The organism is Streptosporangium roseum DSM 43021, assembly GCF_000024865.1.
Lineage (GTDB): Bacteria > Actinomycetota > Actinomycetes > Streptosporangiales > Streptosporangiaceae > Streptosporangium > Streptosporangium roseum.
On sequence record NC_013595.1, the window covers coordinates 7,950,209 to 7,973,714 of the forward strand.

Annotated in this window: 19 protein-coding genes, 1 tRNA gene and 1 riboswitch; of the genes, 14 read left to right on the forward strand and 6 right to left on the reverse strand. The window is 70.8% G+C overall.

Going from position 1 to position 23,506, the window contains the following annotated elements:
* Positions 1–371: 371 nt before the first annotated feature.
* From SROS_RS34695 to SROS_RS34720, 6 genes are all read left to right on the forward strand, one after another.
* Entirely contained in the window at positions 372–2,078 is a 1,707-nt protein-coding gene (locus tag SROS_RS34695; protein WP_245564379.1) for an ABC transporter family substrate-binding protein, read from the forward strand.
* Between the two features lie 146 nt (positions 2,079–2,224).
* Positions 2,225–3,733, forward strand: coding sequence for an ABC transporter permease (locus SROS_RS34700; RefSeq protein ID WP_012893624.1), 1,509 nt, complete (start codon positions 2,225–2,227; stop codon positions 3,731–3,733).
* Between the two features lie 70 nt (positions 3,734–3,803).
* Positions 3,804–4,733: an ABC transporter permease gene (locus SROS_RS34705; RefSeq protein WP_245564380.1), complete on the forward strand. Its 930-nt coding sequence runs from the start codon at positions 3,804–3,806 to the stop codon at positions 4,731–4,733.
* Entirely contained in the window at positions 4,733–5,887 is a 1,155-nt protein-coding gene (locus SROS_RS54260) for an ABC transporter ATP-binding protein (protein ID WP_012893626.1), read from the forward strand. Before SROS_RS34705 ends, SROS_RS54260 begins: the two co-directional genes overlap by 1 nt.
* Positions 5,884–6,918, forward strand: a complete 1,035-nt coding sequence (locus SROS_RS54265) for an ABC transporter ATP-binding protein (protein ID WP_012893627.1) — start codon at positions 5,884–5,886, stop codon at positions 6,916–6,918. Before SROS_RS54260 ends, SROS_RS54265 begins: the two co-directional genes overlap by 4 nt.
* A 254-nt stretch (positions 6,919–7,172) precedes the next feature.
* Positions 7,173–7,565, forward strand: a complete 393-nt coding sequence (locus SROS_RS34720; protein WP_012893628.1) for a DUF3224 domain-containing protein — start codon at positions 7,173–7,175, stop codon at positions 7,563–7,565.
* 114 nt (positions 7,566–7,679) lie between these two features.
* Here the strand turns inward: SROS_RS34720 and SROS_RS34725 are convergent, their stop codons facing one another.
* The gene (locus tag SROS_RS34725; RefSeq protein WP_012893629.1) at positions 7,680–8,801 is read right to left on the reverse strand and encodes an alpha/beta hydrolase family protein; all 1,122 of its coding nucleotides are present in this window, start codon (positions 8,799–8,801) and stop codon (positions 7,680–7,682) included.
* A gap of 109 nt (positions 8,802–8,910) precedes the next feature.
* Here SROS_RS34725 and SROS_RS34730 point away from each other — a divergent pair, with 109 nt between their 5' ends.
* Both SROS_RS34730 and SROS_RS34735 read left to right on the forward strand, forming a co-directional pair.
* Positions 8,911–10,050, forward strand: a complete 1,140-nt coding sequence (locus SROS_RS34730) for a sensor histidine kinase (RefSeq protein WP_012893630.1) — start codon at positions 8,911–8,913, stop codon at positions 10,048–10,050.
* Positions 10,047–10,694: a response regulator gene (locus SROS_RS34735; protein ID WP_012893631.1), complete on the forward strand. Its 648-nt coding sequence runs from the start codon at positions 10,047–10,049 to the stop codon at positions 10,692–10,694. Before SROS_RS34730 ends, SROS_RS34735 begins: the two co-directional genes overlap by 4 nt.
* A gap of 121 nt (positions 10,695–10,815) precedes the next feature.
* Here SROS_RS34735 and SROS_RS34740 read toward each other — a convergent pair.
* From SROS_RS34740 to SROS_RS34750, 3 genes are all read right to left on the reverse strand, one after another.
* Positions 10,816–10,888: transfer RNA gene (locus SROS_RS34740), tRNA-Ala, on the reverse strand.
* A gap of 205 nt (positions 10,889–11,093) precedes the next feature.
* Positions 11,094–12,566 carry a vWA domain-containing protein gene (locus tag SROS_RS34745; protein WP_012893632.1) on the reverse strand — a complete coding sequence of 491 codons (1,473 nt, stop codon included), beginning with the start codon at positions 12,564–12,566 and terminating at the stop codon, positions 11,094–11,096.
* 99 nt (positions 12,567–12,665) lie between these two features.
* Entirely contained in the window at positions 12,666–13,199 is a 534-nt protein-coding gene (locus tag SROS_RS34750) for a TIGR03086 family metal-binding protein (RefSeq protein ID WP_043657440.1), read from the reverse strand.
* A 64-nt stretch (positions 13,200–13,263) separates the two neighbouring features.
* Here SROS_RS34750 and SROS_RS34755 point away from each other — a divergent pair, with 64 nt between their 5' ends.
* Positions 13,264–15,033 (forward strand): asparagine synthase-related protein, encoded by a 1,770-nt coding sequence (locus SROS_RS34755; RefSeq protein WP_012893634.1) that lies wholly within the window; start codon positions 13,264–13,266, stop codon positions 15,031–15,033.
* 102 nt (positions 15,034–15,135) lie between these two features.
* On the opposite strand, the gene SROS_RS34760 is transcribed toward SROS_RS34755, so the two are convergent.
* Entirely contained in the window at positions 15,136–15,879 is a 744-nt protein-coding gene (locus SROS_RS34760) for an ABC transporter permease (RefSeq protein ID WP_012893635.1), read from the reverse strand.
* On the reverse strand, positions 15,872–16,822 hold the full coding sequence (locus SROS_RS34765) for a daunorubicin resistance protein DrrA family ABC transporter ATP-binding protein (RefSeq protein ID WP_012893636.1): 951 nt from the start codon (positions 16,820–16,822) through the stop codon (positions 15,872–15,874). Before SROS_RS34765 ends, SROS_RS34760 begins: the two co-directional genes overlap by 8 nt.
* A 65-nt stretch (positions 16,823–16,887) precedes the next feature.
* Between SROS_RS34765 and SROS_RS34770 the strand changes: the two genes are divergently transcribed.
* The 5 genes from SROS_RS34770 (at position 16,888) to SROS_RS34790 (ending at position 23,476) form a co-directional block, all read left to right on the forward strand.
* Positions 16,888–17,631 carry a TetR/AcrR family transcriptional regulator gene (locus SROS_RS34770; RefSeq protein ID WP_012893637.1) on the forward strand — a complete coding sequence of 248 codons (744 nt, stop codon included), beginning with the start codon at positions 16,888–16,890 and terminating at the stop codon, positions 17,629–17,631.
* 249 nt (positions 17,632–17,880) lie between these two features.
* A complete protein-coding gene (locus SROS_RS34775) occupies positions 17,881–18,522 on the forward strand; it encodes a GNAT family N-acetyltransferase (protein WP_012893638.1) in 642 nt (213 codons plus the stop codon).
* Between the two features lie 71 nt (positions 18,523–18,593).
* A riboswitch (cobalamin riboswitch) is annotated at positions 18,594–18,805 on the forward strand.
* Between the two features lie 93 nt (positions 18,806–18,898).
* A complete protein-coding gene (metE, locus tag SROS_RS34780) occupies positions 18,899–21,115 on the forward strand; it encodes a 5-methyltetrahydropteroyltriglutamate--homocysteine S-methyltransferase (protein ID WP_012893639.1) in 2,217 nt (738 codons plus the stop codon).
* 338 nt (positions 21,116–21,453) lie between these two features.
* Positions 21,454–22,839 carry a selenium-binding protein SBP56-related protein gene (locus tag SROS_RS34785; RefSeq protein ID WP_012893640.1) on the forward strand — a complete coding sequence of 462 codons (1,386 nt, stop codon included), beginning with the start codon at positions 21,454–21,456 and terminating at the stop codon, positions 22,837–22,839.
* Between the two features lie 37 nt (positions 22,840–22,876).
* Complete coding sequence (locus SROS_RS34790; RefSeq protein ID WP_012893641.1) at positions 22,877–23,476, forward strand: hypothetical protein; 600 nt, start codon at positions 22,877–22,879, stop codon at positions 23,474–23,476.
* Positions 23,477–23,506: the final 30 nt, after the last annotated feature.

The window sequence follows — 23,506 nt, forward strand, 5'->3', positions numbered from 1 at the left end:
TGTCCGTGAGCGAAATCGCGATCCCCGCCGGAGTTTCCGAACAGCTTACCGCCATCCCGACACATTCGGGAGCCCTCCGACGATTCCCCCGTCGTCACCCTCCGTCATCTCACATACTGGGACTATTCGGTCAAACGTTACGTTTTTCCTGATCCTCACCAATTGGGGAGTTTGGCGCTTCACGCCCGACTTTGTTACAGCTTGGGACGGTGCCGGTCTCAGGTCTGCAACACCCAAGTCGTCCTACTTGTCCGAGGGAGAGTCCCGGTGCTCAGCTTTGTTCGACAATGCTGGCGGCTGACCTCAGACCGGACAATTAAAGGAGTGCTGGCGTGTTCCAATCGCGGACATCTGGCAAGTTTCTAGCTGCTGTGGCAGGAGGTGCGCTCCTGCTGACCGCCTGTGCGGGTAACGACACGGGGGCGGACAAGCCGGCCGCGTCGGGCTCGGCGTCAGCCTCGGCTCCGGCTGCACAGAGCATCACGTACGCCTACGAGCAGGAGTTCCACTCCTACAACGGCAACACCGCTGCGGAGAACGCCACCCGTAACAACGGCCCCCTCCAGCGCGTGCTGACGGGCTTCTGGTTCTACGGCGACAAGGGCGCCATCACGCCCGACAAGGACTTCGGCACCTACGAGAAGACCTCCGACGACCCGCTGACCGTCGAATACACGATCAGCGACAAGGCCGTCTGGTCGGACGGCACGCCGATCGACTGTGACGACGCCCTGCTCTGGTGGGCCTACAAGTCCGGCAAGATCAAGGGCTTCTCCGCCTCCGGCACCGACGGCGTCCAGGACACCAAGGTGCTCGACTGCGACAAGGGCGGCAAGAAGTTCACCCTCGTCTACGACAAGCCCTTCGCCGACTGGGTGGCCAACGGCCCCGGCGCGGCCGAGATCATGCCGGCCCACGTGGTCGAGAAGCAGGGGGGCCTGTCCGAGGACGAGTTCATCGCCGCGGTCAAGGCCACCGACGCGAAGAAGCTCGAGAAGGCCATCAAGTTCTTCAACGACGGCTGGATCTCCGAGGGCACGCTGCCCGCGGCCGACCTCATCCCCGCCTCCGGCCCGTACAAGCTCTCCAAGATGGACGCCGGCCAGTCGCTGACCTTCGTCGCCAACGACAAGTGGTGGGGCACCCCCGCCGCGACCCCGACCATCGTGGAGCGTTTCATCGCCCTCGACGAGCAGGCCCAGGCCCTGCAGAACCGCGAGGTCCAGATCGTCGAGCCGCAGCCCGGCCCCGACGTGCTCAACCAGCTCAAGGCCCTGGAGGGCGTCCAGGTCAACCTGGGCGACGCCTACACCTACGAGCACCTGGACTTCAACTTCGACTCCAGCCCGTTCAAGGACAAGGCGCTGCGTGAGGCCTTCGCCAAGTGCGTGCCCCGGCAGCTCATCGTCGACAACCTGATCAAGCCCGTCGCGCCGGAGTCCAAGCCTCTGGAAGTCCGCAACGTGGCCCCGTTCCAGAACAACAGCGCCGCGGTCGTCGCGGCCAGCGGCGGCGCCGGCGTCTACGCCCAGCAGGACATCGAGGGCGCCAAGGCTCTCGTGGAGAAGGCGGGCAAGACCGGCCTGGAAGTCAAGATCGGCTACCAGACCCCGAACCCGCGCCGTACCGCTGCCGTGCAGCTCATCATCGACTCCTGCAACAAGGCCGGCTTCAAGGTCGTCGACAAGGGCTCCGAGGACTTCTTCGGCACCGTGATGCCCGCCAACAACTATGACGTGGCGCTGTACGCCTGGGCGGGCTCCTCCCTGGTCAGCGGCTGGGCCTCCACCTTCACCACCCCGAAGAAGTGCGACGGCGAGAACAAGGGCAACAACAACGGCTGCTACTCCAGCAAGAAGGTCGACGAGCTCATCAAGAAGCTGAACTCGACCGTGGACCTGGCCGCGCAGGACCCGATCATCGCTGAGATCGAGAAGAACCTCTGGGCCGACCTGGCCACCATCCCGCTGTTCCAGCACCCGGGCCTCAGCGCGTGGGACGAGACGGTCAAGAACGTCGTCCCGAACCCCGCGCAGTCGACCATCACCTGGAACATGGACAAGTGGAGCCTGTCGTAACCCCCTCGTTCTAGGGCCCGTTCCCTGACCGTCGCGTGCGGTTGATGGAACACCAACCACCCAGGGCCGGGACCGGAGAATCACCAACCTCCGGTTCCGGCCCTGACCCGCACATATAGTCCTTCGAATGAGCAGGAGGTGACGGAATGATCGTCTTCATCGCGCGGAGGCTGGTCATCTCGTTCTTCGTCCTCCTGGCGGCCACTTTCATCATCTTCGTGCTGACGGCGCTCTCGGGCGACCCGTTGGAAGACCTCCGCCAGGACAACAGCCCCAACAAGGCCAACAAGATCGCCGACCGCACCGAACGGATGGAGCTCGACGTCCCCATCCCGGTCCGCTACCTGGGCTGGCTCGGCCGCATCGTCCAGGGTGAGCTCGGCGTCAACCGCGACGGCCAGGATGTCGCCCCCCTTCTCGGCCACGCCCTGTCCGCCACGCTCCAACTGGTGCTCGCCGCCACCGTGCTGGCGATCGTCGTCGGCATCGTCGTCGGCATCGTCTCCGCCCTCCGTCAGTACAGCGGGTTCGACTACAGCGTGACCTTCGCCGCCTTCGTCTGCTTCTCCCTGCCGATCTTCTGGATCGCGGTGATGCTCAAGCAGTACATGGCCATCGAGTTCAACAACTGGCTGAAGGACCCCGGCATCCCGCCGACCGTCATCGGCATCCTGACGCTGCTCGGCGGCCTGATATTCGGCGCCCTCACCGTGGGCGACCGCAAGCGGCGGCTCCTCGCCTTCCTCGTCGGCGCCGTGATCAGCGGCGCGCTCTTCACCCTGCTCTCGGTGACCCGCTGGTTCGCCGACCCCGGGTTCGGCCTCCCGCTCGTCCTGGCCATCTCTCTCGCCGCCGCGGTGGGCTTCACCGTCCTGTCCGCCGGGCTGCGCCAGCGCGGGCCGCTGTACGCCGCCCTCGCCGCCGCCCTGATCGGGGCGGTCGCCTCCCAGGTGCTCGCTCCCGTGCTGGCCGACCCCACCTGGCTGGAGATCATCGGTCTCGCCCTGGTGACGGTCGCGGTCTGCGTGGGTCTGGGCTACGGCCTCGGCGGGTTCCAGCGCCGCCAGGCGATCACCGCCTCCGTGCTGACCGGCCTGTTCACCGGCGCTGTGATCTTCGTGGACCACCTGCTCCAGGCGTTCGACTCCTACAGCAAGGCGGTGCGCGGCCGGCCGATCTCGACGATCGGCGCGCGGACCCCCAACTTCGTCGGCGACTTCTGGCAGCTGAACCTGGACTCGGCCGGTCACCTGCTGCTGCCGAGCATGGCGCTCATCCTGGTCTCGCTGGCGACCTACACGCGCTACAGCCGGGCGAGCATGCTGGAGGTCATGAACCAGGACTACGTCCGCACGGCCCGCGCCAAGGGCCTGCCGGAGCGGACCGTCGTGGTCAAGCACGCCTTCCGCAACGGGCTCATCCCGGTCACCACGCTGATGGCCTTCGACTTCGCCGGCGTCATCGGCGGCGCGGTGGTCACCGAGAACGTCTTCGGCTGGCAGGGCATGGGCAACCTGTTCATCAAGGGCCTGCGCGAGGTGGACCCGGCCCCGGTCATGGCGTTCTTCATCGTCACCGGGACCGCGATCGTCGTCTTCAACATGGTCGCCGACATCCTCTACGCGTACCTCGACCCGCGCATCCGGCTGTCCTGAAATCGGAGAACCACCCATGACGCTCAATGCGCAGGCAACGGAACCTGGCACCCCATCCGATTCGCAGGGCATGGCGATCGTCGCCCGGACCCAGGGCCAGATGGTCCGCCGCCGCTTCTTCCGGCACCGCGCCGCACTGGCCGGGATGATCATGTTCGGCTTCGTCATCGTGCTGGCGTTCAGCTCCATCGGCTTCGCCGGCATCCCCGGCTGGTGGGACAAGACCTACCTCGACACCGGCCCCCTGACCAACCAGGGCAGGCCGACCCTCAGCCTGATCCCCGAGTTCCTCGGCGGCACCGGCATCCACCTCGGCGAGCACCCGTTCGGCCAGGACGACATCGGCATCGACTACTTCGCGCTGACCATGCGCGGCGCCCAGCAGTCGATCATCATCGCGTTCGTCGTCGGCCTCGTCGCGACCCTCACCGGCGCCGTCGTCGGCGCGCTGGCCGGCTACTTCCGCGGCCGGCTCGAAGCCGTGCTGATGCGCCTCACCGACGTGATGATCACCATCCCGGTCCTCGTCATCGCCGCCGTCGTCGGCCGGATGATGGGCGACAGCGGCGCCCTGGTCCTCGGCGTCTTCCTGGGCCTGGTGACCTGGCCGACACTCGGCCGCCTGGTCCGCGGCGAGTTCCTCTCCCTGCGGGAGAAGGAGTTCGTGGAGGCCGCCCGCGCGATCGGCACCCGGCCGAGCCGGATCATCTTCCGCCACATCCTGCCGAACACCATCGGCGTGATCATCGTCAGCGCCACCCTGGGCATCGCCAGCGCGGTGCTGCTGGAGTCCGCGCTGTCCTTCCTCGGCCTGGGCATCAAGCCACCGGACACCTCACTGGGCCAGCTCATCAGCCGTTACCGCAGCGCGATGGTGGTCCGCCCGTGGCTGTTCTGGTGGCCGGGCATGTTCATCATCATGATCGCGCTGTCGATCAACTTCATCGGCGACGGCCTGCGTGACGCCTTCGATCCCCGACAGACCCGGGTGCGTGCCTAATGACGACTCCTAATGTGCCGATCGAGCCCCGAAAGGGCGATGTGCACACCTACGACATCGCCCCCAACGTGCTCGACGCCGCCGGGGAGGTGCACGTCGGCCTGACCCTGGACGCCGTACGGCCTCCGTCGGAGGAGGAGATCCTCAAGGTCGACAACCTGACGGTGGAGTTCCCCACCGACGACGGCGTCGTCCGCGCCGTCCGGGGAGTCTCCTACAGCCTGCGCGAGCGCGAGGTGCTGGGCATCGTCGGCGAGTCCGGCTCCGGCAAGTCGGTCTCCTCGCTGGCCGTCATGGGCCTGCTGCCCAAGAGCGCCCGGGTCAAGGGGCAGATCCTCTTCCGCGGCGACGACATGCTGAAGATGTCGGCCCGCAAGCAGCGGAGCCTGCGCGGCCGCAAGATCGCGATGGTCTTCCAGGACCCGATGACCGCGCTGAACCCGGTGCACAGCGTCGGCGACCAGCTCGCCGAGGCGGTGCTCGCGCACGAGCTGATGCCGCGCAAGAGCGCGCTGGCCCGCGCCAAGGAGATGCTCGACCTCGTCGGCATCCCGCAGGCCGAGGCACGGCTGCGCAGCTACCCGCACGAGTTCTCCGGCGGCATGCGCCAGCGCGCGATGATCGCCATGGCGGTCATCAACAACCCCGACATCATCATCGCCGACGAGCCGACCACGGCCCTCGACGTGACCGTCCAGGCGCAGATCCTGGAGAAGCTCCTGGAGGTCAAGGACGCGGTCAACGCCGCGATCGTGCTCATCACGCACGACCTGGGCGTCATCGCGGGCATGGCCCACCGGGTGCTGGTGATGTACGCCGGCCGTCCGGTCGAGGTCGGCGACACCGACCCGGTGTTCGAGGAGCCCCGCATGCCGTACACGGCGGGCCTGCTGGGGTCGATCCCGTCCCTGGAGAACTCCGGTGACCGGCTCCGTCCGATCAAGGGCACTCCCCCGTCACTGATCAACATGCCGGCCGGCTGTCCCTTCTCGCCCCGCTGCCCGCTCGCCGACGACACGTGCAGGACGGCCGAGCCGGAGCTGACCGAGACCGACAGCGGCGGCCACTTCGCGGCCTGCCACCACTGGGACCGGCTGGCGGCGGTCGAGGACCCGACCGTGTTCTTCCGCACCGAGAGCGAGACCAAGGCATGAGCGTGAAGACCGAGGAGACGCCTGCTCCGGAGCGGGAGCCGGCCGGCGGCGACCACCTGCTCGAGGTCAACGACCTGGTGATGAACTTCCCGGTCAGGGGCGGCGGATTCCTGCGCCGGGTCGTGGCCCAGGTCCAGGCCGTCAGCGGGGTGTCCATGTACGTGGACGAGGGCGAGACCCTCGGCGTGGTGGGCGAGTCCGGCTGCGGCAAGTCGACGACCGGCCGGGCGATCCTGCAGCTGCACAAGCCCACCTCGGGCTCGGTCCGCTTCCGGGGCAAGGAGCTGACGACGCTGTCGTCCAAGCAGTTGCAGCCCGTACGGCGCGACATGCAGATCGTCTTCCAGGACCCCTACGCGTCGCTCAACCCGAAGATGCCGGTCAACGACATCATCGCCGAGCCGCTGAAGGTCCACGAGCGCTGGAAGGACGGCGGCCCGGACCGGGTGGCCGAGCTGCTGCGGCTGGTCGGCCTGAGCCCCGAGCACGGCAACCGCTACCCGCACGAGTTCTCCGGCGGCCAGCGCCAGCGGGTCGGCATCGCCAGGGCACTGGCCCTGGAGCCGAAGCTGCTGGTGCTCGACGAGCCGGTGTCCGCGCTGGACGTGTCGGTCCAGGCGGGCGTGGTGAACCTGCTGGAGGACCTTCAGGAGTCGCTGGGGCTGGCCTACATCTTCATCGCGCACGACCTGTCGGTGGTCCGCCACATCTCCGACCGGGTCGCGGTGATGTATCTGGGCAAGGTCATCGAGACCGGGCCCAGAGACGACCTCTACGACCGCCCGGCCCACCCCTACACCCAGGCGCTGCTGTCGGCCGCCCCCACGGCCAACCCGAAGGAGGAGCGGGCCAGGGAGCGCGTCATCCTCACCGGAGACGTGCCGAGCCCCCTGGACCCGCCGAGCGGCTGCCGCTTCCGCACCCGCTGCTGGAAGGCCCAGGACATCTGCGCCGTCGAGGAGCCCCCGCTCGTCGACCACGGCAACGGCCACCCGGTGGCCTGCCACTTCGCCGAGGTCACCGCGCGCTGACCGGACGGTCGGAGGACACGGGCCGTACGGGATCCTCTCCCGTACGGCTCGCGGCGTTTCCGGGGCGGCCGAACGCCCCGGAAACGCCGCGGACCGAACGCCCCGGACCGGGCACCCTGGCCCGGACGGCGGATGCCGGCCCGCCGGTCACGTCCTGGGCCGAGCGTCCACGGATACCGGCGCCAAACCTGACAGCAGGTGGCAGGGATGGGGGGAAGGATGGCGCCAGATCTCGGATTTCAAGGAGAAACTTCATGCCCCGCGCCACCGGCACCTTCAGCATCGACAGCTGGGAGCCCCAGCCCTACGACGAGGCCGAGGGAGCCGCGCTCTCCCGCGTCCACCTCACCAAGACCTTCGACGGTGACCTGCTGGGCACCAGCACCACCGACATCATCACCGCGATGGCCCAGGTCGAGGGCTCGGCGGCCTATGCCGGCTTCGAGCGCTTCGCCGGCACCGCGCACGGCCGCAAGGGCACCTTCGTGCTCCATCACACCGCCACCAGCCATGCCGGGGAATCATCTCTGAGCTGGACGATCCTGCCCGACTCGGGAACCGGTGAGCTTCTCGGCATCCGGGGCGGAGGCCAGATCGTCAACGACGACGGCGCCCACTCCTTCCACCTCGACTACGAGCTCGGGTAGGCCTCTCCTCGTCCGCCCCCGCCCGGAACCCGCGGATCTTCCGTACCTGCCCGGAACCCGCGGGCGGACGGCCGGATGGCCGCCCTTCTCCCGGTGGCACGAGGCGTTCACGGACTACCAGAACCTCACCTCGGGATAGTCGGCCGACGGCCCGTCCAGCAGCGGACGGCGCTTGCCCTTCAGGTGCAGGTCGAGGAAGGCGGTGACGTACGCGCGGGTGATCTCTATGGAGCGCTCGCCGTCGGTCGGATACTTGGGCAGCCCGAGCTGCGGCTGGAGCACCGCGTAGTCGATGAAGCTCATGTGCTCGGCTCCCCTCACGGTCAGCCAGCGCTTCCAGTCACCGGTCACGTGTGGCCAGAACAGGTCCCAGGAGCCCTTCTCCCCGCCGGTGCTCGGCTCCTGCCTCGGGTTGCCGAGCATCATGAACAGCCTTCTGACCGGCGCCGCCGGCGTCGCCGGATTGTAGGAGCCGTCCAGATTGACCGCGGCCTTGATCCGCTTGTCCGCGGGCAGGAGGTGCGCGGCGCTCTGACCGCCCACCGAGTGTCCCACCATCGCGATCCTGGTCTCGTCGATCAGCCGGTTCCAGTGCTTGCTCCTGTCGAGCCGATCCAGCACGAACGCCGTGTCAGCGGCCCTGACCCGGGCGACCTTCGCGCCCAGTTCCGGGGTCTGGCCGCCCCTGCCCGCCTCGAAGGTGGCGGTCCTGCCGTCGGGGAAGGTGGTGGCCACCGACTCGTAGGTGTGCTCGATGCCCGCCACCAGGTAGCCCCTGCTCGCGAACTCCTCGGCCAGCGAGGTCATCGTCGCGCGGGGCAACGTCATGCCGGACGACAGAACCACCAGCGGCCATCCGCCCTTCCGCTTCAGCGCGGGCGCGTCGGCGCGGGCGTACGTCTTCGTCCTGGCGAGCGTGTCCGGCGGCACGTCCTTCAGCTGCGGCACGCTTTTGATGATCAATGCCGACTCCTGAGGCGTGACGTACCGGGCCGGCTCGCCCTCGGCCTCGCGTGCCGGGTACCAGACCGAGACCATCAGCTCGCGCTCCTTCCGGCCGGCGACCCACGGGTCGGGGCGGCCGGAGTCGATCAGGTGCATGACCGACCGCCCGACGGCGTGCTCGCCGGCCGGCGGGGGCAGGGCGGGCGTGGGCGCGGACGCCGTGGCGTTCGCCGGACCGGCGCCGGTGAGCGCGGAGAGCGCGAGCACGCTCGCGACGACTGTCTTTCTCATGCCCCCACCGTGCCGGAGGGCGTGGCCGTACCGTCCTCGGCGAAAGTCGCCCGGCATCCGCGACTTTCGTAGGGGGTCGACCCGTCGATCGCCCCTATAGCCTCTGCCCATGACGTACGGCGTTTCGGGCTCCGTCGAGCGGATCACGCCGTGGGCGCTCGGCGCGGCGGTGTTCCTCCTCTCCCTGGCCTCGGTGTCCGGTTCGATGGGAGTCGAGTCCACATTGCCCGCTCCCGTGCTCGCGGTCGCCGCCGCCGCCTCGGGGGTGGCCGCGGCTCGCGCCAGGCGTTCGCCGTGGCCGCTGACCGCGGTGGGCGCCATCGCCTACGCGTGGCTGGTGATGTGGCCCGCCGCCGTCGTGGCCTCCTACTACGCGGGCACGCGCCTGCGCCGCCGTGATCTGTGGCTCTACGCCGGCGGTGCGATCGCGGTCCTCGCTCTCGGCGGCCTCGTCTCCCACCGCGGTGAGGGCTATCGGGCGCTGGTCGCGGGCACTTTCGCCAACGTGGTCCTCATGGGCGGCGCGCTGCTCGTGCTGCCCCTGGTCGTGGGACTGTGGGTCCGCGCCAGGCGGCAGGTGCTCGACGCGCTGCGTGAGCAGGCGCGACAGCTGCTGCGCGAGCAGGTGCTACGCGCCGAGCAGGCGCGCGGTCAGGAACGGGCGCGCATCGCCAGGGAGATGCACGACGTGGTCGCGCACCGGGTGTCGCTGATGGTCCTGCACGCCGGCGCCCTGGAGGTCGGCGCCCCCGACGAGCGCACGGCCGAGGCCGCGGCGCTGATCGGCGGCGTGGGCAGGGAAGCCCTGAGCAACCTGCGCGAGGTCCTCGGCGTGCTGCGGTCTCCGGATCCCGCACGCGGCCCGCAGCCCACGCTGGCCGACCTCGACCGGCTGCTCGATCAGTCGCGCGACCTGGGCATCACGGTCAACCGCCACGACGAGGGCGAGGCGCGCCCGCTCAGTCCCATCATGGAACGTACGGCCTACCGGGTGGTCCAGGAGGCGCTGACCAATGTGCACAAGCACGCGGGCAACGCCGAGACCGACGTGTCCGTCCGCTACCGGCCCGCCGAGCTGGAGGTCACCGTGCGCAACAGCCCCCGCACCGAGGCGGCCGGCGACCTGCCCGGCTCCGGCTGGGGACTGGTCGGCCTGCGCGAACGCGTCGAGCTGGTCGGCGGCCGGCTGGAGGCCGGACCACGGGACGACGGCGGCTTCCAGGTGCTGGCCCGGATCCCGGCCGCATGATCCGCGTACTGATCGTCGACGACGAGGCGCTGGTCAGGTCCGGGCTGCGGATGATCCTGGAGGCGGCGGGCGACATGGCGGTCGTCGGCGAGGCCCGCGACGGTGACGAGGCGATCGCCGCCGCCGTCAGGCTCAGACCCCAGGTCGTGCTGATGGACGTGCGCATGCCCGGCACCGACGGCCTGACGGCCGCGGCGCGCATATCGGCCGCATCCGACGGCCCCGGGGTGATCATGCTTACCACGTTCGACCTGGACGAGTACGTCCACGAGGCGCTACGGCTCGGCGCGGTCGGATTCCTGCTCAAGGACACCCCGCCCCGGGAGCTGGCCGCCGCCGTCCGCACGGTCGCGGCGGGCCAGGCCATACTCTCTCCCGCCGTCATCAAACGGTTGATCACCTCGTTCGTCGACAAGGCCCCCTCGCGCGCCGAGTCCGCGCGCGGCCGGCTCGCGTCGCTGACCGCCAGGGAGGAGGACGTGATCAGGGTCCTGGCCCGCGGCCTGTCGAACGCGGAGATCGGGCGGGAGCTCAAGCTGACGGAGGCGACGGTGAAGGCGCACGTCAGCCGGCTGCTGGCCAAGCTGGGCCTGGCCAACAGGGTGCAGGCGGCGATCCTGGTCCACGACGCGGACCTCGGCTGATCGGATGTCTCCGGCCGGCCCGGCGGCCCCACGCCCCCGGAAACGCCGAGATCCCGCCCGATCGAGGTGATCGGACGGGATCTCGTCACTTCCTACAGGCCATTTCGAGAACGGCCCTCTGTGGAGCTATGGGGATTCGAACCCCAGACCTCCTCCATGCCATGGAGGCGCGCTACCAGCTGCGCCATAGCCCCTCAGGTGTCCGTGCCACCGGGCTCTCGCCCCAGCGGCACCACGCCAGTGTATAGGACATCGGGGACCACCCGGAAACCGTGCGCGCGGGCCGCGCCGGGCGGACGAGGCCCGCGGGGACCGGGCGTGGCGGGCGGGGCCCGGTCCCCGCGGGCGAGACACCAGGTCCCGTGTCGCCCGCGCGCTCGACCTCCGTGACCGATCCGCCTAGCTCAGGGACACGGCCCTGTCGATCAGGCCCGCGAGCTCGGTCACCGCGGCGTCCTCGGTGGAGGCGGCCAGACGCGTGGCGTGTCCGGCGAGCTCCCTGGCCCCCACTCCGGCGATCTCCTCACGGGTGCGGAGATACTCGGCGAAGGCCGCCGCCACCACGTCCACCTGGAACCTCGGCGAGGACTCGCGCCAGACCGAGGCCGACAGGTCGGCCGACTCCAGGGACCGGCTGGTCTCGCCGGGGCCGCGGGTGTCGGGGTCCTGCCAGCGTACGGTGGCCGTGGCCAGCTGGCCGGAGGCCCCGCTGCGCAGCCGTACCCCGTACAGGGCCGTCACCGAGTGGCCCGGGCCGATCTCGCCGCCGTCCTTGGTGTCGTCGCGGAAGTCCTCGGCCGCGATCTGCCGGTTCTCGTAGCCGATCAGGCGGTAGGACTCCACGGCCGAGGGGTTGAACACGACCTGCGCCTTGGCGTCGCGGGCCCGGAGGTCGAGGTTGGTGGCGAGCTGCTCGACGAACACCTTGCGGGCGTCGTCGGCCGAACTGACGTAGACCGCGGCGCCGTCGCCGTTGTCGGCGAGCTGCTCCATGAGCTGGTCGCCGTAGTCACGGCCGACGCCGACGCACAGCAGGGTGATCTGCCTGCCGGCGGACTCCGCCACCCGGTCGAGGATGCCCTGCCAGGTCGTGTCGCCGGTGTTGGCCAGGCCGTCGGAGAGCAGGATGACCCGGTTGGTGGCCGCCGGGCGGAAGGCGCGGGCGGCTTCGGCGTAGCCGGCCGTCAGCCCCGTCTCCAGGTTCGTCGAGTCCTCCACGCCGAGGCGGTCGATGGCCGCGTGCAGCTGGTCCCTGCCGGTGGCCGGGGTCATGGAGAGGACCAGCCGGGCCTGGGTGCTGAAGGCCACGATGGAGACCTGGTCCCCCGGCCCGAGCTGGTCGACGAGCTTGTGGAGCGCCTCGCGGACCAGGTCCAGCCGGCCGGGCTCACCCATCGAGCCGGACACGTCCACCACGAAGGTCAGGTTCGCCGGGCGCCGCGCCTCCGGCTCCGCCTTCCGGGTCTGCAGGCCGACCCGGATCAGCGCGGTGCCGTTCTCCGGCATGCGGGCGCCGTCCATGTGCACGGTGAAACCGTCGTCTCCCGGCTCCTTGTAGTCCTGCCGGAAGGAGTTGACGAACTCCTCCGGCCGGATCTGGCCCGGCTCCGGCAGCCGCCCCTCCTGGAGGATCCTCTTGGCGTAGCCGTAGGAGGCGGTGTCCACGTCGAGGGCGAAGGTGGAGATCTGGTCGGCGGCGGCGTCCCGTTCCCGGGCTGCGCCGGATTCCTGGTCCTGCGCCGGGGACGGTACCGCGTTCCCGGGGTTGTTCCTCGGTTCACTGGCGGGTCTGCTGCTGCCCGATCCGCCGCAGGCGGCGGTGAGAAGCAGGGCGATCACGGCGAGGGCAATGGCGAGCGTGCGCGGATTCATGTCGCCTCCGTAGGATGCGTGTCACCCCCTACGACGACGTCCCCTCCGCGCGCGCCGGGGGCTTGACCCAAGCGAGCGCAAACCGTGCTCAGCACGTGATCAGGGTTTCCAGCCCGGGTCACGCCCGCTGAGCCCGAGGGCCCGCTCGAACGGCGAGGCGTCCTCCGGTACGGCGTGCGCCTCGCGGAAGGCCCCCATCCGCCGGCCCTGCGGGGCCATCCGATCCATGAAGGCGGCCACGGCCTCCCCGGTCTCCGCGTCCACCCCGTAGTCCTGCCCGGTGGCCCTGGCCAGGTCCCACCCGTGGATCACCACGTCGCCCAGGCCCAGCTGGAACACCGTGGTCATGGGCATCCCCAGCGTGGGGCTCATCCCCTCGAAGGCCTCCGGCCGCGACCAGGCGGCGACCATCGCCGCGGCGCGGCTCTCGAAGGCGGTGTGGTCGCCGTCCTCCGGCGGCACCTCCTCCTTGCGCGCCAGCGCGTCGAACATCTCCGCCGCCCTGGACAGGTGCCCGAGCAGGCCCCGCACGTCGAAGTCCGCGCAGGGAGTGGGCAGGCCGAGCTGGTCCTCCCGGATCTCGCGGACGACGGCCGCGGTACGGATGACGGCGCGTGAGAGCAGTTCGTTCATGACGGCCATGCTTTCCCACAAAATCACAGGTGTATTGAAAAAACGCGACATAAGATCCTTCGACATGCGTGTGTATCTCGGACTGGCCGCCAAACGCCCGGAGGCCGGACTCCCGGAGACGGTGCTCCACACCGTCAGAGAGGCGATCTCCGCCGCGTTCCCGGTCCCCCCGGAGGTGATCAGGGCCCGTGAGTGGCACCGCCCCGGCGTCTCCCTGTTCGCCTGGACCAACGAGCCGGACGACTCCCGACAGCCGGCCCTGCTGCACGACGGGCACGACCGGGTGACCGGGGTGAACGGCCATCTGGCCGCGCCCGGCGAGGTCGGCCGGCTGGCGGGCATGCCGGTGCTGGGCACCGAGGCGGTCGGCGGCTGCTTCTCGGTGTTCCGCGCGACCGGCCGCGAGCTGTCGGCCGCCACCGCGATCCACCGGGTCTGCCCGGTCTACTACGCCGAGACCCCCGACGTGCACGTGATCGGCAGCCGGGCGCTGCTGGTCCACCTCGCCGCCCGCGGAGACCTGGTCGAGTGGGACGTGCTCGCGCTGCAGTCGCTGATCCGGCAGGGCTACTTCCTGTCCGACGAGACGCCCTACCGCGGGGTGACCGCGCTGCCGCCGGCCTCGGCCGTCACCGTCGCGGGCGGCAGCCGTACGATCACCCGGACCCCGCTCCCCACCGCAGCGCCCGCGCCGGCCTCCGGCAGGCAGAAGAAGGCGCTCGTCGAGGAGCTGGCCGCCGCGCTGCTGGCGACCGTGGAGCCGCTGCGCGCGACGGGCGAGCCGGTGAACCTGGCACTGACCGGCGGCCGGGACAGCCGCCTGGTCGCCGCGGTGCTGCACGCGGCCAGGATCCCGCTCCGCGCGACCACCAACGGCCTGGAGGGCCACCCCGACGTGGTCGTCGCCGGGCGGATCGCCCGCGCGCTCCGCATCGAGCACACGGTCATCCCCCCGGTGCGCGCCGAGAAGAAGGACGCGATCCTGGTCGAGCACCCGCTCGCGCGGGCCTACGAGACGCTGCGGGCCTGCGAGGGCATGACGTCGGCCTACGAGTCGGTCGTCGGCTACCTGCCCTACAACGCCCGGCCGACCATGTCCGGGCAGAGTGGCGAGATCCTCCGGTCCGGAGGGTTCCTCCTGCTCCAGACCGATCTGGGGGCCAAGGCGCTGAGCCGGCGGGTGGACACCACGTTCCTGCGGGATCCGGCGCTGTTCAGCGAGGCGGCCAACGAGCACGCCCGCGAGCTGGCCCGGCCCTGGCGGGAGCGGCCAGGGCTGGAGGCGCTCGACCACATGTACGTCACCTACAAGGTCGGCCGCTGGCAGGCCGGCGCCCGCGCGGGAGCCCTGCGCCGGGGCGATCCGATCTGGCCGTTCCTCGACAACCGGGTGGTCGGTGCGGCGCTGGGCCTCGACCAGACCTGGCGGCTGTCGGAGGAGGTCATCTACGAGCTCATCACCATGCTCGCACCGTCGCTCCGGAACATCCCGATCGAGGGCAAGCCGTGGCGGTTCACCGTGGGCAGGCGCTACCGCCCCTGGCAGCGCAGACCGCAGTTCCTGACGGCGCCCAAGACCGGCGCCGGCTGGAACTGGCGGACCGCCCCCGGCGAGGAGCTGACGGCCCTGCTCCGCGAGCACGTCCTCGGCCGCCTCGACCTGCTGGCCCCGATCGTCGCCCCCGACGAGGTCCGCAAGCTGTTCGCCGGACCGGTGCTCGGCAAACCCACCCAGGCCTGGCACCTCTACACCGTGGCCACGATGCTGGACGGCACCTACCCCGGCAAGGCCCCCGAAGGACTCGACCCGGTCCGCGTCCCCATCCCGTCGTGACCTCCCCCTCCGGCCGGGCCCCTGGCTCATCCGGAACCCGGTCCGGCGGCGGGGCCCCCGCGTCCCGGTATCGCGATCGCCGCGAGCGGTCCGCCTGAGCGGTCAGGAGATGCGGCGGCGGAACAGAGCGGCCGAGACCACCATCCCGGCCACCACGATCCCCGCGCACCAGGCGAGCGCCTGCCACGGGGCGGCGCCGGCGGGCTGGTCGAGCAGGAGCCCGCGCAGCGCATCGATGACCGGGGTGAGCGGCTGGTTCAGCGCGAAGCCGTGCAGCCAGCCGGGCATGCTCTCGACGGGCACGAACGCGCTGGAGGGGTAGGGCAGGAAGGACACGAAGAAGGCGAAGCCGCTGGCCGCCTCGGGCGTCTTGGCCAGCAGGCCGACCGCCGCGCCGATCCACGAGACGGCCAGGACGTAGGCCAGCAGGATCGCGACGGCGGCGAGCCAGCCGCCGGCCGCGGCCTCGGGGCGGAAGCCGATGGCCAGGGCCACGGCGAAGACGATGGTGGACGCGGCCAGGTTGCGGACCATGGAGGCGGCGACATGGCCGGCGAGGATCGCGGTGCCGCCGACGTCCATCGAGCGGAAGCGGTCGACGATGCCGCCGCTCATGTCGCCCGAGACGCTCATGGCGGTGGTTCCCGCACCGAATCCCGCGCAGATGACCAGGATGCCCGGCACCACGTACTGGATATAGCCGCCGCCGGGGTCGATGGCTCCGCCGAAGAGGTAGACGAAGCAGAGCATCAGCATCACCGGCAGGGCCAGCGCGGTGATGAGCGCGTCGATGTTGCGCGCGCTCAGGCGGATGGAGCGGGCGGCCATCGTCAGGGCGTCAGGCATGGCTGGGTTCCTTGGCGCTCGGGTGACCGGTCAGGGCCAGGAAGACGTCGTCGAGGCTGGCGCTGTGCACGGCGAAGCGCTCGACCAGGCGGCTCTCGGGGTCCACGGCGTCCAGCAGCGCGCGCACGTCGTGCGCCTTCCCGGTCGTCGGCACCCCGAGCAGCAGCCGGGAGGGGTCGCGGCGGGCGATTCCCGGGCCGAGCCGGGCCGCGACGTGCTCGTAGGCCTGGGCGTCGGCCAGCGTGAGGTCGAGCCGCTCCCCCGCCGTCTGCTGCTTGAGCTCGGCCGCGGTGCCCTCGGCGACGATCCGGCCGCCGTCGATGAGGGCGATGCGATCGGCGAGCCGGTCGGCTTCCTCCAGGTACTGCGTGGTGAGGAAGACCGTCACGCCCGATCCGGCCAGCTCGGCGACGATCGTCCAGAGGTCCATGCGGCTGCGCGGGTCGAGGCCGGTCGTGGGCTCGTCCAGGAAGAGCACCGACGGCTCGGCGACCAGCGAGGCCGCCAGGTCCAGGCGGCGCCGCATGCCACCGGAGTACGTCGAGACGCGCCGGCCGGCCGCCTCGGTCAGCTCGAAGCGCTGGAGCAGTTCGGCCGTGCGGCTGCGCGCTCCGGCCCGGTTCAGGCCGGACAGCCGGGCCATCATGCGGAGGTTCTCGACGCCGGTCTGCTGCTCGTCGAGGGCCGCGTACTGGCCGGTCAGGCTGATGCCGCGGCGTACCCGCGAGCGCTCGGCGACCACGTCGTGGCCGGCTACCCGCGCCCGGCCCGCGTCGGCCTTCAGCAGGGTGGCGAGGATCCTGACCGTGGTCGTCTTGCCCGCGCCGTTGGGGCCGAGCAGGGCGAAGACGCTCCCGCCGCGCACGGTGATGTCGACGCCCCGCAACACCCTGACGTCGCCGTATGACTTCATGAGGCCTCTCGCCTCGATGGCATGCGTCATGACCGCCTCTCTTCTGCGTATGGCATACGCGTTATTGCGTAGACCATACACGCTAGACTGCCGGAATGGACAGCGAGAGCGGCGAGGCGTTCCCTGCGAGCATCGAGGCGGCCTGGGGCCTGCGCGAACGTCCCCACAAAGGACCGAAGCGCGGACTGACCCTGGAGCGCATCGTCTCCGCGGCCGTGAAGGTCGCCGACGAGAACGGCCTCGACGCGGTCTCGATGAGCCGCGTGGGCAACGAGCTGGGCAGCTCGACCATGGCGCTCTACCGCTACCTCGCCACCAAGGACGAGCTGCTCACGCTGATGCTGGACGCCGCCGTCGGCCCACCGCCGCCGCTGCCCGAAGGCCTCGGCTGGCGGCGAGGCCTGGAGTCGTGGGCCACCTCGATGCGCGCGGCGATCCTGGCCCACCCCTGGACGGTCCACCTGCTGATGCCCAAGGGGCCGCCCGCCACCCCCAACCAGCTCGCCTGGCTCGACCAGTTCCTGCAGATCCTCCAGGACACCGGCCTGCCCGCGAACGCCAAGCTCGCCACCCAGCTGCTGATCAGCGGGCACGTGTGGAGCCACGTGAGCATCACCGCGGCGATCACGCTCGACACCGAGCCCGGCAGCCTGCGGCGCTGGAGCGAGTACGAACCGTTCCTGCGGCGGGTGAGCGGCGGAGGCCGCCTGCCCGGGCTACGCGCCGCGCTCGACGAGGGCGCCTTCGGCGACGACCCGGGAGCTCCCGACGATCACTTCGCCTTCGGCCTGGAACGCGCGCTGGACGGCGTCGAGGCACACATCCGCTCTCTCGGCTGACGTGGCCCGGCGGCGTGAAGGGCCCGGCCAGGCCGGTGATCTCCAGCAGCCGCGCCACCAGCGGAGGAACGCCGGACACGACCGGCGTGCGACAGCGGGCCCCGGCCCGCAGCCTGCCCGCCACCAGGGCCGACGGATTCCCTCTCGGGGGTGTCGCAGGGACTGGGCGACACGGTGAATACCCTGCGGACACTTGAAAACGTACGACATACGCAGAATCGTGTATGTTGCACGCAGAAGGGAGGGCGCATGGAAGCCCGCATGTTCGCCGAGACCGACCGCACCCAGCTGCGCGCGCTGTTCAGCCGCGCCGGCGAGGGCGCACCCACAGCCTCGCTGTGGGGACATGAGGAGTCCGAGGCGGCCATCTATCTCCACCCCTACATGGACCTCGAGCCGAGCTCGCTGTTCGTCGCCTCGGTCGACGGCGCTCTGGTCGGCTACCTGGCAGGCTGCCTCGACAGCGCGGCCTTCCCCAGCGAGGGTGAGCGCATCGAGAACGCCATCAGGAAGTACCGGCTCTTCTTCCGGCGCGGTCCCGCGACCTTCTTCGCGCGCAGCCTGGCCGACCTGACGGTGTCGAAAGTACGGCGCAGGCCCACCGCAGGCGACTTCACCGACGCGCGGTGGCCGTCGCACCTGCACATCAACGTGGCCCCCGAGGCGCGCGGGACCGGCGCCGCCGACGCCCTGATGGCGCTGTGGCTCGACCGGCTGAAGGCGGCCGGCTCCCCCGGCTGCCACCTTCAGACGCTGGCCGAGAACACCCGGGCGGTGCGGTTCTTCGAGCGCGCCGGGTTCGCCACGCACGGCCCGACGCCGCTGGTGCCCGGCCTCCGATACGAGGGCAGGGGGGTTCACCAGCAGACGATGGTCAAAAACCTCCACTGAGGGCGACGGTTGCGGCTGAATATCGGCTCCCCGATCCGGTGCCACCGGCCGAAGCTTTCGCCGGGGGCGGGTTATGCTGCCGGTGCGGCTGGTTCGCCGCTCCCTCACCGGAGCGGCGAGGCAACAGGGAACCCGGTGCGATTCCGGGACTGCCCCGCAGCGGTGAGTGGGAACGACCGCCGTCACACGAGCACTGGGTGAGCGATCACCTGGGAAGCGACGGCCAGTAGGAACGCGCACGACGCCCACGAGTCCGAATACCTGCCACCGTCCGCGCGCCGACCGGCGCGCGGTGAGTCCATGGCCTCGCGGGAGGGCCGGGGGGACCTCCCCTCGTCATGCCCGCGAAGCCGGGTTCCACGAGGGAAAAGGACCCATGACAGACCAACGCACCACCGTCCTCGGCTACCCCCGGATCGGCCCCGACCGGGAGCTGAAGAAGGCCGTGGAGGCCTACTGGGCGGGCCGTCTCGACGCCGCCGGGCTGGAACAGGCCGGCCGCGAGCTGCGCGAGCGCACCTGGAGCGAGCTGCGCGACGCCGGGCTGAGCGACATCCCCTCCAACACCTTCTCCTTCTACGACCAGATGCTCGACACCAGCGTCATGGTCGGCGCCGTCCCCGCCCGCTTCGCCGAGCTCGACGGCCTCGACCGCTACTTCGCCATGGCACGCGGCGCCCAGGGAACCGCCCCCCTGGAGATGACCAAGTGGTTCGACACCAACTACCACTACCTCGTGCCGGAGGTGGGCCCGCAGACGCGGTTCCGGCTGACCTGGGACAAGCCTCTGGCGGAGTACGGCCAGGCCAGGGAGCTGGGGATCGAGACCAGGCCGGTGCTGGTCGGCCCGCTCACCTACCTGCTGCTGGCCAAGTCCGCCGACCCCGCCTTCGCTCCGCTGCGGCTCCTGGACGACCTGCTCGACGTCTACGCCGAGCTGCTGGAGCGGCTGGCCACCGCCGGGGTCACCGAGGTCCAGCTCGACGAGCCGGCACTGGCCGCGGACCGGTCGGCGGAGGAGCTGAAGGCGCTCGCCCGCGCCTACGAGCACCTGGGCGGGCTCAGCCACCGCCCGCGGCTGCTGGTCGCCACCTACTTCGGCGAGATCGGTGCAGCGCTCCCCGTGCTGGCCGCGACCCGCGTCGAGGCCGTCGGCCTGGACTTCGTCGCCGGTCCAGGCAACCTGGCGGCGGTGGCCTCCACTCCCGGGATGGCGGCCAAGTCCGTGGTGGCGGGGGTGGTGAACGGCCGTAACGTCTGGCGGACCGAGCTGCCCGCCGCGCTGTCCACCTGCGCGGCCCTGCTCGGGCTGGCCGGGGAGGTGGTGATCTCCACCTCCTGCTCGCTGATGCACGTCCCCCTCGACGTGGAGCGGGAGACGGCGGTGCCGGAGGGGCTGGCGTTCGCCAGGCAGAAGGTGGCGGAGGTCGTGGCGATCGGCCGCGCGATGCGGGAGGGACCCGGCGCGGTCGTGCCCGCCGTACCGGTGAGGGCTCCGGTGGACGGGCGGATGCGGGCCCGGCTGGAGGCGCTGGGCGAGGGGACGGCGCGGGCCGCTCACGCGGAGCGGGCGGTGATCCAGCGCGCGTCGCTGGGACTGCCGCCGCTGCCCACGACCACGATCGGCTCGTTCCCGCAGACGGACGCGGTACGGCGGGCCCGCGCCGATCTCCGGGAGGGCCGGACCGACCGGGCCGGATACGAGGCGGCGATGCGGGCCGAGATCGACTCGGTGATCGCGCTGCAGGAGGACATCGGGCTGGACGTGCTGGTCCACGGCGAGCCCGAGCGCAACGACATGGTCCAGTACTTCGCCGAGCAGCTCGACGGCTACGCGGCCACCGAGCACGGCTGGGTGCAGTCGTACGGCACCCGGTGCGTCCGGCCGCCCATCCTGTTCGGGGACGTGGCCAGGCCGGAGCCGATGACGGTGGGCTGGGCCGTCTACGCCCAGTCCCGGACCGGCAGGCCGGTCAAGGGCATGCTGACCGGACCGGTGACCATGCTGGCCTGGTCGTTCGTCCGGGAGGACCAGCCGCTGTCCGAGACCGCGCGGCAGGTGGCGCTGGCGCTGCGGGACGAGATCCGCGACCTGGAGGCGGCGGGAATCCGGATCATCCAGGTCGACGAGCCCGCGCTGCGGGAGCTGCTGCCACTCCGGGCGGCCGGGCACGCCGCCTACCTGGCGTGGGCGGTCGCCGCGTTCCGGCTGGCGACCTCGGGGGTGTCGGACTCCACGCAGATCCACACGCACATGTGCTATTCGGAGTTCGGCGAGATCATCGGCGCCATCGGCGACCTGGACGCGGACGTGACCAGCGTCGAGGCGGCCAGGTCCGGGATGGAGCTGCTGGAGGACCTGCGCGCCGCCGGGTACACCCGCGGGATCGGGCCGGGCGTCTACGACATCCACTCCCCCCGGGTGCCGGAGACCGGCGAGATCGAGCGGGCGCTCCGGCTGGCGGTCCGGGCGGTCGAGCCGGAGCGGCTCTGGGTCAACCCCGACTGCGGGCTGAAGACCCGGGGCTATGCCGAGACCGAGGCGAGCCTGCGGAACATGGTGGCCGCGGCCCGGAAGGTCCGCGCGCTGTAGCCCGGAAGGTGCGCGCGCCGTAGCCGTAGAAAGCACCGCCCGCACCGCTCCGAGCAGCTGCGAGCGCTGCGGGCGCTCGAAGCAGTGCGGGCGCCGACGGCCGTGAGGGGTCGCGGGACCGTGCGCGCGGGAGTCCCGCCCGCGCGCACGGTTCCGCATCGGCACAAGATGGCGCCCGAACTCACCGGCCCGGGTGTCCCGGCCCCCGCCTGCCCGGACGACTCGCCGGGGGTGCCCGCCCGTTCCCCGGCCGCGCCGGTTACGTAAAATGACCCCTAGACAGCGGAGAGTTTTCCTACAACATTAGTGGGATATTGATCTCGGCCCAGGAGTCCGCCATGGCACTCATCCAGCCCGATCCCACCTTCTACCCGTCCGCCCGCGAGGCCATGCTGGCCCCCCGGGAAGAGCTCGCCTATGTGGCCTTACTCGACACCGCCGGCGATGGGCGTCCCGACGGGCTCGCCACGATCGACCTGTCCGACGGGTCGATCGTCAACGTGCACGACATGTCCGTCCCTGGTGACGAGCTCCACCATTTCGGATGGAACGTCTGCAGCGCGGCCCTGTGCCCGTACGCCCCGCACCCGCACGTCGAGCGGCGTTACCTGGTCCTGCCAGGCCTGCGGTCCAGCAGGATCTACATCTTCGACGTCAAGGACGACCCCTGGCATCCCAAGCTCGTCAAGACGATCGAGCCTGAGACGATCTTCGAGAAGACCGGCTACAGCCGCCCGCACACCGTCCACTGCGGCACCGACGCGATCTACGTCAGCGCGCTCGGCAACGTGGACGGCGACGCGCCGGGCGGGGTGTTCACGCTCGACCACGACACCTTCGAGCCCAAGGGCCGCTGGGAGGCGGACCGGGGGACGCAGGAGCTGCACTACGACTTCTGGTGGCATCTCGGCCACGACACGATGATCAGCAGTGAGTGGGGCACACCGAACCAGATCGAGCCGGGGCCCTCGCTGGACCTGCTGGTCGGCCGGGAGTACGGCCACAAGCTGCACGTCTGGGACCTGTCCAAGCGCAGGCACCTGCAGGAGATCGACCTGGGCGACCAGCACCAGATGGCCCTGGAGCTGCGTCCCGCCCACGACCCGACCAAGACCTACGGCTTCGTCAACACCGTGATCAGCGTCGAGGACCTGTCGGCCAATATCTTCACCTGGTACCTGGAGGACGGGGTCTGGAAGGCCCGCAAGACCATCACCATCCCGGCCGAGCCGGCCCCGGCCGATCTGCTGCCGGCGCCGCTCAAGCAGTTCGGCGCGGTTCCGCCGCTGGTCAGCGACATCTCGCTGACCCTTGACGACCGGATCCTGCTGGTCTCCTGCTGGGGCACGGGCGAGCTCAAGGCCTACGACGTCTCCGACCCGTTCGCCCCCCGGGAGACCGGCTCGGTCCGGATCGGCGGCATCGCCCAGCGGGGCGCCCATCCGGCCGCCCCGGAGCGGGCGCTGAACGGCGGGCCGCAGATGGTCGAGGCCAGCAGGGACGGGCGGCGGGTCTACTTCACCAACTCGCTCTACCGTTCCTGGGACGACGTCTTCTACCCCGACGGGATCTCCAGCTGGATGGCCAAGGTGGACATCGCCGACGACGGCTCGATCTCGCTAGACCCCGGCTTCTTCGTCGACTTCGCCTCCGACGGCCGCCGGGCCCACCAGATCCGCCTGCAGGGCGGCGACTCCTCGTCCGACTCCTACTGCTTCCCGTGATCACGGTCCTGTCCATGATCACGACGGGGCGCGCCCGATGGATCTGACCTCCGTGCTGATCCTGGCCGGGCTCGGCGCCTTCCACGGCCTGAACCCGGCCATGGGCTGGCTCTTCGCGGTAGCCCTCGGCCTGCAGGAACGCTCGCGCGCGGCGGTGCTGCGCGCGCTGCCGCCCATCGTGCTCGGCCACGCGGGATCGGTGCTGATCACACTCGCGCTGGTGTCCGTGGCACGCCTGGCCGCCCCGCCCAGGCTCGTCTCGTACGGCGTGGCGGCCCTGGTGTGCGGGTTCGGGGTCTGGCGGCTGGTACGGCGGCGCCATCCCCGCTGGGTCGGGATGAAGGTGACCCGCTGGCAGCTCGCCGGGTGGTCGTTCCTGATGGCCTCCGCCCACGGCGCCGGCCTGATGGTGCTTCCGATCACCCTGCACGCCGGGCACGGCGCCGCCTCGCTGGCCTCGCAGAGCCTGCTGGCGACCGCGATCCACACGCTCTCCATGCTCGCGACGACCACCGCCCTGGCCATGGTCGTCTACGAGCGGCTGGGGGTCGCGGTGCTCCGCAAGGCGTGGTTCAACCTCGACCTCGTGTGGGCCGTCGCCCTGATCGGCGCGGGCGTCTCCGCCGCCCTGACCTGAGCCGCCGCCCTGCCCCGCCCGCCGGCGGCA

Coding starts and splice junctions, on each gene's coding strand:
- SROS_RS34705 (WP_245564380.1), top strand. CDS start 3,804: ATGGCGATCGTCGCCCGGACCCAGGGCCAGATGGTCCGCCGCCGCTTC.
- SROS_RS34775 (WP_012893638.1), top strand. CDS start 17,881: ATGGAAGCCCGCATGTTCGCCGAGACCGACCGCACCCAGCTGCGCGCG.
- SROS_RS34760 (WP_012893635.1), bottom strand. CDS start 15,879: ATGCCTGACGCCCTGACGATGGCCGCCCGCTCCATCCGCCTGAGCGCG.
- SROS_RS34745 (WP_012893632.1), bottom strand. CDS start 12,566: ATGAATCCGCGCACGCTCGCCATTGCCCTCGCCGTGATCGCCCTGCTT.
- SROS_RS34770 (WP_012893637.1), top strand. CDS start 16,888: ATGGACAGCGAGAGCGGCGAGGCGTTCCCTGCGAGCATCGAGGCGGCC.
- SROS_RS34785 (WP_012893640.1), top strand. CDS start 21,454: ATGGCACTCATCCAGCCCGATCCCACCTTCTACCCGTCCGCCCGCGAG.
- SROS_RS34735 (WP_012893631.1), top strand. CDS start 10,047: ATGATCCGCGTACTGATCGTCGACGACGAGGCGCTGGTCAGGTCCGGG.
- SROS_RS34720 (WP_012893628.1), top strand. CDS start 7,173: ATGCCCCGCGCCACCGGCACCTTCAGCATCGACAGCTGGGAGCCCCAG.
- SROS_RS54265 (WP_012893627.1), top strand. CDS start 5,884: ATGAGCGTGAAGACCGAGGAGACGCCTGCTCCGGAGCGGGAGCCGGCC.
- SROS_RS34790 (WP_012893641.1), top strand. CDS start 22,877: ATGGATCTGACCTCCGTGCTGATCCTGGCCGGGCTCGGCGCCTTCCAC.
- SROS_RS34730 (WP_012893630.1), top strand. CDS start 8,911: ATGACGTACGGCGTTTCGGGCTCCGTCGAGCGGATCACGCCGTGGGCG.
- SROS_RS34765 (WP_012893636.1), bottom strand. CDS start 16,822: ATGACGCATGCCATCGAGGCGAGAGGCCTCATGAAGTCATACGGCGAC.
- SROS_RS34725 (WP_012893629.1), bottom strand. CDS start 8,801: ATGAGAAAGACAGTCGTCGCGAGCGTGCTCGCGCTCTCCGCGCTCACC.
- SROS_RS34755 (WP_012893634.1), top strand. CDS start 13,264: ATGCGTGTGTATCTCGGACTGGCCGCCAAACGCCCGGAGGCCGGACTC.
- SROS_RS34750 (WP_043657440.1), bottom strand. CDS start 13,199: ATGAACGAACTGCTCTCACGCGCCGTCATCCGTACCGCGGCCGTCGTC.
- metE (WP_012893639.1), top strand. CDS start 18,899: ATGACAGACCAACGCACCACCGTCCTCGGCTACCCCCGGATCGGCCCC.
- SROS_RS54260 (WP_012893626.1), top strand. CDS start 4,733: ATGACGACTCCTAATGTGCCGATCGAGCCCCGAAAGGGCGATGTGCAC.
- SROS_RS34700 (WP_012893624.1), top strand. CDS start 2,225: ATGATCGTCTTCATCGCGCGGAGGCTGGTCATCTCGTTCTTCGTCCTC.